We start from the raw sequence: 7,113 nt of genomic DNA, 5'->3' as shown, positions 1-7,113 counted from the left end.
AAATGTCAATTAAAGAATCTGAACTTATTTTAAATCCAGATGGTAGCATCTATCATTTAAATTTAAAACCCCAAAATATTTCAAATACTATCATTTTGGTAGGTGATCAAGATCGTGTTGAAAAGGTAACATCACATTTCGACTCTATTGAATTTGAAACACAAAAGCGGGAATTTAAAACCCAAACAGGTCTTTATAAGGGCAAACGTATTACTGTAATTTCCACAGGCATAGGACCTGATAATATTGACATTGTACTAAATGAGTTAGACGCCCTTGTAAATATTGATTTTAAAACAAGGCAAATAAAAGACAAACTCACAAGTCTGGATATTATAAGAATTGGTACTTCTGGGGCTTTACAAGACCATATTCCTGTAGATTCCTTTATAGTAAGCACTCATGGTCTTGACATTAATGGAATGCTACATTCTTATAAAATTGATGCCATTAGAAATACTGATATTGAAGAAGCCTTTGTTCAACAAACCAATTGGCACCCCAACAAAGCATACCCAATAGTAATAAAAGGTAGTCTTAAATTAGAAAAGACATTTGAAAGCGAAAAGGTGCATAAAGGTTTAACAGCAACTGCTGGAGGCTTTTATGGGCCGCAAGGTCGAGTACTCAGACTAGCTATTCAAGATGAAGAATTAAATTCTAAAATGGATAATTTTAACTTCAACGGTGTCAAAATTGCAAATTTTGAGATGGAAACTTCAGCTATTTTTGGTTTAGCAAAATTAATGGGCCATGAAGCTATTTCCTTAAATGCAGTTATAGCCAATAGGGTTTTAGGTACTTTTAGTAAAAATCCAGGTACAGTTATTAAAAATTTAATTATTTACACGCTAAACAAAATTACATAATAAACCGATTGATTTAATGAAGCAAGTAAACATTGGCGGTGTGCCAGAACATTTCAATTTAGCCTGGTACTTAACATTAAAAAATGGCGAATATAAAGAAGAAAATATCAACTTGCGGTGGCATGATTATTACGGTGGCACAGGCGCTATGTGTAAAGCACTGCGCAATGGGGATATTGATATTGCTGTTATTTTAACTGAAGGTATCATAAAAGATATTATTGACGGTAATCCAAGTAAAATTGTGCAAACCTTTGTGCAAACACCACTTGTTTGGGGTGTTCATGTAGCAAATCATTCCAATTACATAACGGTTGAAGACTTAAAAGGTACCAAAGCTGCTATTAGCCGATATGGATCTGGATCTCACCTAATGGCATATATAAACGCTGAAAATAATGATTGGAATTTAGAAAAAGATTTAGATTTTGAAGTCATAAAAAATTTGGATGGTGCTGTTGAAGGTTTAACAGAAGGTAATGCTGATTATTTTTTATGGGAAAAATTTACAACAAAACCTTTAGTCGACAATGGAACGTTTAGACGCATTGATAATTGCCCTTCTCCGTGGCCTTGTTTTGTTATTGCTGTAAGAGAAAATTTTATAAAATCTAATAAAAAGGATTTAAAAACTATTTTAGATATTATCAATAACACAACTGCAGATTTTAAAGATATACCCAGTATTGACAAATCAATCGCTAATCGCTACGAACAACAAATCGAAGATGTGCGAGAATGGCTGAATATTACAGAGTGGTCTCAAGAGTTAATTGATGAAAAAACCATTATGAATGTTCAAAAGGAGCTATTTGCTTTGAATATTATCCCTGAGATTGTTGATTATAATAAATTAACACAAAAGCTCTAGTCATTTTGCTTTTCGCGAAATGTTAATAATTTATCAAAATAAATTGGAGCAGTATCGCAATTCCCTATTTTTGAACTTAAATAAATAAAAAAATGAAAAAACTACTTTTTATTGCTTTTGCAATAGCATTAATTGGATGTAAAACAGAAGCAAAGCTTGATTATGCCATTATTTCTGGCAAAATAGCCAATAAGCAAGCTGGAGATTTAACTATAAACAGCGAGGATAGAACATTTAAAGAAACACTTTCTGTTACTGCAGATGGAACCTTTACCGATACGCTAAGCACAGATATCAGTTCATATATACTTTATGATGGAACAAACCCTATATTCCTAAATATTGAACCTGGTAATAATTTAAATATAACTTATGATGCTAGTGATTTTGATAACACTATAGCGATATCTGGAGTTGGTTCTGAAATCAATAATTATCTGGTTGCTAAAAGAAAAGTAGAAAAAGAGCTCTCTAAAAAGAACCAAGAAATATACTCATTAGAAGAAGATATGTATTTAGAACGAATGATGGCGTTTAAAAATTCTCAAGAAGAATTATTAAATAATTCTGAAGGTTTACCTACTGAATTTGTTGCTAAAGAGAAAAAGAACTTGCACTATGCCTATCTAAGCAAATTAAATGAATTTGAAAGAGCGCATAAATATTTCACTAAGAATGAAGATTTTAAAGTTTCCGATGACTTTTTAAAAGATGTTAAGAGTATAGATTATTCTAATGTTGAAGACTTTGAATTTTCTGGTAACTACAAAGGTTTAGTCTCAGATCATTATGGTGATAAGGCAAATAAATTGAGTGAAAAAGATTCTATCGCTTATGATATGGCTTTCCTAAAAACAGCAAGTGCTATTGAAAATGAAACTATAAAAAATTCATTATTATTTGATTATGCAAATTACAACATGTCTTATTCTAAAGATATTGATGGTTTTTACAATATTTTTACTAAAAGCTCCACAAACAAGAAAAACAACGCCATAATTACTGAAAAGTATAATAATTTAATGGGGTTAACTAAAGGTAGACCCTCTCCTAAATTTGTTGGTTATGAAAATTATGCTGGAGGTAAAACATCTCTTGATGATTTAAAAGGAAAGTATGTTTATGTCGATGTTTGGGCAACTTGGTGTGGACCATGTAAGAGAGAAATTCCGTTTTTGAAAGAAGTAGAAGAAAAGTATCACGGAAAAAACATTGAATTTGTAAGTATTTCAATTGACAAAGCTAGCGACCATAAAAAATGGAAAACTATGGTAAATGAAAAAGAATTAGGTGGCATACAATTATTTGCTGATAATGACTGGAATTCGGCTTTTGTAAAAGATTATCAAATTCAAGGCATTCCAAGATTCTTATTAATTGATACTGAAGGTAATATTGTTGATTCTAACGCACCGAGACCTTCAAGTTCAGAACTTATTGATTTATTTACTGAATTAAGTATTTAATAAAAAATATTTGACAACTATAAAAAGCCGCTAATTGCGGCTTTTTTGTTTTATTCATTTTGCGGTTTTTATTCAGCTTCTTTTTCTTCTTCTTGTTGTGAGGGTTCCGGTTGTTTAAATAAATCGATATAGGCCTCACCTAAATAATCAATAACATGACTAGCAATTAAACTTTGATAACCGTAATCTTCAACAGCTATATCCGCAGATTTTCCATGTAAATAAACACCAAAGATAGCGGCCACTAAAGGGCTATAACCTTGTGAAATCAAACCTGTAATAATACCCGTTAATACATCTCCACTTCCAGCCGTAGAAAGCCCTGGGTTTCCTGTAGTATTTACATAAAGTTTGTCTTCAAAAACAGTAATGGTATTGGCGCCTTTAATAACTACTATGACTTTGTGTTTCTTTGAAAAAGTTTTTATTTTTTTCAATTTATCAAAATCATTTTTCCAAGCGCCTATTAAACGTTCTAACTCTTTTGGATGTGGGGTTAAAACAGTTTGTTCTGGTAATAATTTCAATAAGGTTTTCTTTTTGGAAAGTAAATTTATACCGTCAGCATCTATTACTAATGGTGCTTTATTTATTTTTAAAAAGGCTCCAAAAGCACTGGCAGTTTTTGTGTCGGTCCCTATTCCTATTCCAAAACCAACTACGGTTGGTTCAATATCAAATTTAATAGATGTAATTTTTTCTTCATCAACATCGGTAATAACCATAGCCTCTGGAAAAGATGCTTGTAATGCATGATATCCACATTTTGGAATATAAGCAGTTACTAATCCTGCACCAGCAGATAAAGCGGCTCTACTCGTTAGAGTAACGGCACCTATTTTCCCGTAACTTCCACCAATAATTAGCGCATGACCAAATTGACCTTTATGCGAATATTTTTCTCTTGGAATATAATTAGGGAGCACTTCGAGCTTACCAATTAATTCAACTTCAGTTTGTGTTGTAAATAAAAATTCTTGATCTAAACCAATATCTAAAACTTCCCATTGCACAGTATACTTAGCTGTTTCAGGTAAAAAGAAAACTAATTTAGGAGATGCAAAACTTAAAGTAAAACCAGCCCAAACTACCGCATTTTCATCTGTTGCGGGTTTATCTAAGAAAAGTCCAGAAGGAATATCAATAGCTAGAGTAAATGCTTTACTTTCTCTAAAATGCATAAATAATTTTTTTACCCACACATCTACCTGTCTATTTAATCCAATACCAAAAACGGCATCAACAATAATATCATCTGGCTTTATTTCTGGAAAATCTTCAGCGCAACTTAAAAGCACTGGCCATTCTTTGGTAACGTTTTTAATACGATCATAATTCACCAAAAAATCCTTTGATCGCTTATCACTACAATTAATAATGAATGTATTAACATTATAGCCATGGGTTATTAAATGGCGCGCCAAAACAAGTCCATCGCCTCCATTATTACCAATGCCACAAAACACATGAATGGGAACTTGAGCACCTTGCATTCGCTTGTGTATCCAATCAAAAATTTGGGTCCCTGCACGCTCCATTAAATCGGTAGATGCGATGTTTTGTTTTTCTGCGGTTAGCTTATCGCCTTCGTAAATCTGTTCTTTAGAAAATACTTTCATGTATACGCAATTATAGATTTTTCATTTCTTATTACAATTAGTCGTTTTTTTTAAACGAATAGTCATAGAAGGTAAGAATATTGTAAAAAAAATATTTTAGTTTTTTTATTAGGTTAAATGTAATACTTTTGGAGTGTATTATATAACAATAATGAATCATTTCAGCCAAAACAGACGTACTTCAGTTTCTTTTTTATTAAAAGAAACGGTGTCTATTTTTGCTACAACTACAAATATCACAACCCTTTGGGGTTACTAGTTATATATATTCCGCAGACTATTTTTGTGATTTCAAAAATCACATCATTTCAAGCATTATTTTTAATTATACAAGACATTAAAACATGAAAGTTTTAAAATTCGGGGGAACTTCGGTAGGTTCTTCTAAAAATATAAATAGCGTCATCAATATTTTAGAAAACTATGGTGAAACTGATGCTATAGTATGTGTGGTTTCGGCTGTTGGTGGTATTACAGATAAATTACTTTTGGCCGGTAAACAGGCACAAAGTAAAGATCGTGCATTTGTTGATACTTTTTCAGGTATCAAAGAAAGGCATTACACTATTATAAAGGAATTAAATCCTACCAATAATAAAGGTATTTTAAACTATATTGATGATAGACTAAGCGCATTATATAGTTTACTGGAGGGTATTTATTTGATTAACGAATTATCTCCTAAAACATCAGATAAATTAGTGAGTTATGGCGAATTGTTGTCTTCTTATATCATAGCAGAAACTATGAAAAACAGAGGGCTTTCTGCCGAACGAAAGAACTCACATGAGTTGATTATTACAAATTCAAATTTCACAAAAGCAGAAGTAGATTATAAGATTACCGATAAGAATATTCAAGATTATTTCAAATCAGCTTCACAACAAATTACGATACTTCCCGGATTTATTTCAAAGTCTAAAACTGGAGAACAAACAACGCTTGGTCGCGGTGGTTCAGACTTTACTGCTGCCATTATTGCGGCGGCGTTACATGTTGAGCAATTAGAAATTTGGACAGATGTAAGCGGTATGTTTACTACGAATCCTAAATTAGTAAAACAGGCCTACCCTATTGATAAAATATCCTATCAAGAGGCTATGGAATTATCTCATTTTGGGGCAAAAGTTTTATATCCTCCAACCGTGCAACCTGTATTGAGTTTAGATATACCAATTCATATTAAAAACACATTAGATCCTGATGCTGTCGGTACAATAATTTCAAATGAAGACACGAAGTCTTTGTCTCCTGTAAAAGGTATCAGTAATATTAGCAATATTGCCTTGTTAACTTTAGAAGGAACAGGAATGGTAGGTATTCCAGGGTTTTCAAAGCGATTATTTGAAACTTTATCTCAAGAAAAGATAAATGTAATCATGATTACCCAAGCCTCCTCAGAACATTCTATTTGTTTAGGTATTGATGAAAAAGATGCTCAGGCAGCAAAAGCAGCTATTGATGTTGTTTTTGAAAATGAAATTGCTTTAGGCAAAATAGAACCTATTATTATTGAAAATGGATTATCAATTATAGCATTGGTTGGTGATAATATGAAAAACCACCAAGGCATTAGTGGTAAAATGTTTAGTACTTTGGGAAGAAACAATATTAATATCAGAGCTATTGCCCAAGGTGCTTCAGAAAAAAACATAACTGCTGTTATTGATGAGAAAGATGTAAAGAAAGCACTTAACACATTACATGAGCAATTTTTTGAATCAAAAACAAAACAGCTAAATGTTTTCATAACTGGTGTTGGAAACGTTGGAGAACGCCTAGTTGAACAAATAAAACAACAAAATAAATATTTAAAAGACCACTTAAAAATAAACATTAGAGTTGCTGGCCTTTCAAATTCGAGAACTATGATATTTGACGAAACTGGTCTTAATCTAAAAGACTGGAAAACGCGGTTGGCTAAAGGGGAAAAAGCATCTTTACAAGACTTTTTTGAAAACACTAAAGCTTTGAATTTGCGTAACAGTATTTTTGTTGATGTAACCGCAAATAAGGATATTGCCGATTTGTATGCTCAGTATTTAAGACAAAGTATTGCTATTGTTGCTTGCAATAAAATTGCCTGTTCAAGTGATTATAATAATTATAAAGAATTAAAAAGATTGTCTCTAAAATATAATGCACCTTTCTTATTTGAAACGAATGTTGGTGCTGGATTACCAGTAATTGATACGTTGAATAATTTGATTGCTTCTGGCGATAAAGTCAACTCCATTCAAGCGGTATTATCCGGGAGTTTAAACTTTGTTTTTAATAATTTTAATGAT

The 7,113-nt window shown here is 31.9% G+C and carries 5 protein-coding genes; 4 read left to right on the top strand and 1 reads right to left on the bottom strand.

Annotation, left to right across the window (positions count from 1 at the left end):
• Positions 1 to 2 precede the first annotated feature (2 nt).
• The 3 genes from QZ260_RS03125 to QZ260_RS03115 all read left to right on the top strand — a co-directional run bounded on the left by QZ260_RS03125 (position 3) and on the right by QZ260_RS03115 (position 3,206).
• Positions 3 to 869 (top strand): nucleoside phosphorylase, encoded by an 867-nt coding sequence (locus QZ260_RS03125; protein ID WP_295982624.1) that lies wholly within the window; start codon positions 3 to 5, stop codon positions 867 to 869.
• A 16-nt stretch (positions 870 to 885) separates the two neighbouring features.
• Positions 886 to 1,740, top strand: coding sequence for a substrate-binding domain-containing protein (locus tag QZ260_RS03120; RefSeq protein WP_295982622.1), 855 nt, complete (start codon positions 886 to 888; stop codon positions 1,738 to 1,740).
• A gap of 92 nt (positions 1,741 to 1,832) precedes the next feature.
• Positions 1,833 to 3,206, top strand: coding sequence for a TlpA disulfide reductase family protein (locus QZ260_RS03115; RefSeq protein ID WP_295982619.1), 1,374 nt, complete (start codon positions 1,833 to 1,835; stop codon positions 3,204 to 3,206).
• Between the two features lie 68 nt (positions 3,207 to 3,274).
• On the opposite strand, the gene QZ260_RS03110 is transcribed toward QZ260_RS03115, so the two are convergent.
• Positions 3,275 to 4,825 carry an NAD(P)H-hydrate dehydratase gene (locus tag QZ260_RS03110; RefSeq protein WP_295982617.1) on the bottom strand — a complete coding sequence of 517 codons (1,551 nt, stop codon included), beginning with the start codon at positions 4,823 to 4,825 and terminating at the stop codon, positions 3,275 to 3,277.
• A 344-nt stretch (positions 4,826 to 5,169) separates the two neighbouring features.
• Between QZ260_RS03110 and thrA the strand changes: the two genes are divergently transcribed.
• A partial coding sequence (gene thrA, locus QZ260_RS03105) for a bifunctional aspartate kinase/homoserine dehydrogenase I (protein ID WP_295982615.1) occupies positions 5,170 to 7,113 on the top strand: 1,944 nt, incomplete at its 3' end.

The organism is uncultured Algibacter sp. (assembly GCF_905480415.1).
Lineage (GTDB): Bacteria > Bacteroidota > Bacteroidia > Flavobacteriales > Flavobacteriaceae > Algibacter_B.
The sequence above is the reverse complement of the archived record's forward strand: the minus strand, read 5'-3'. Positions and strand labels throughout refer to the sequence as shown.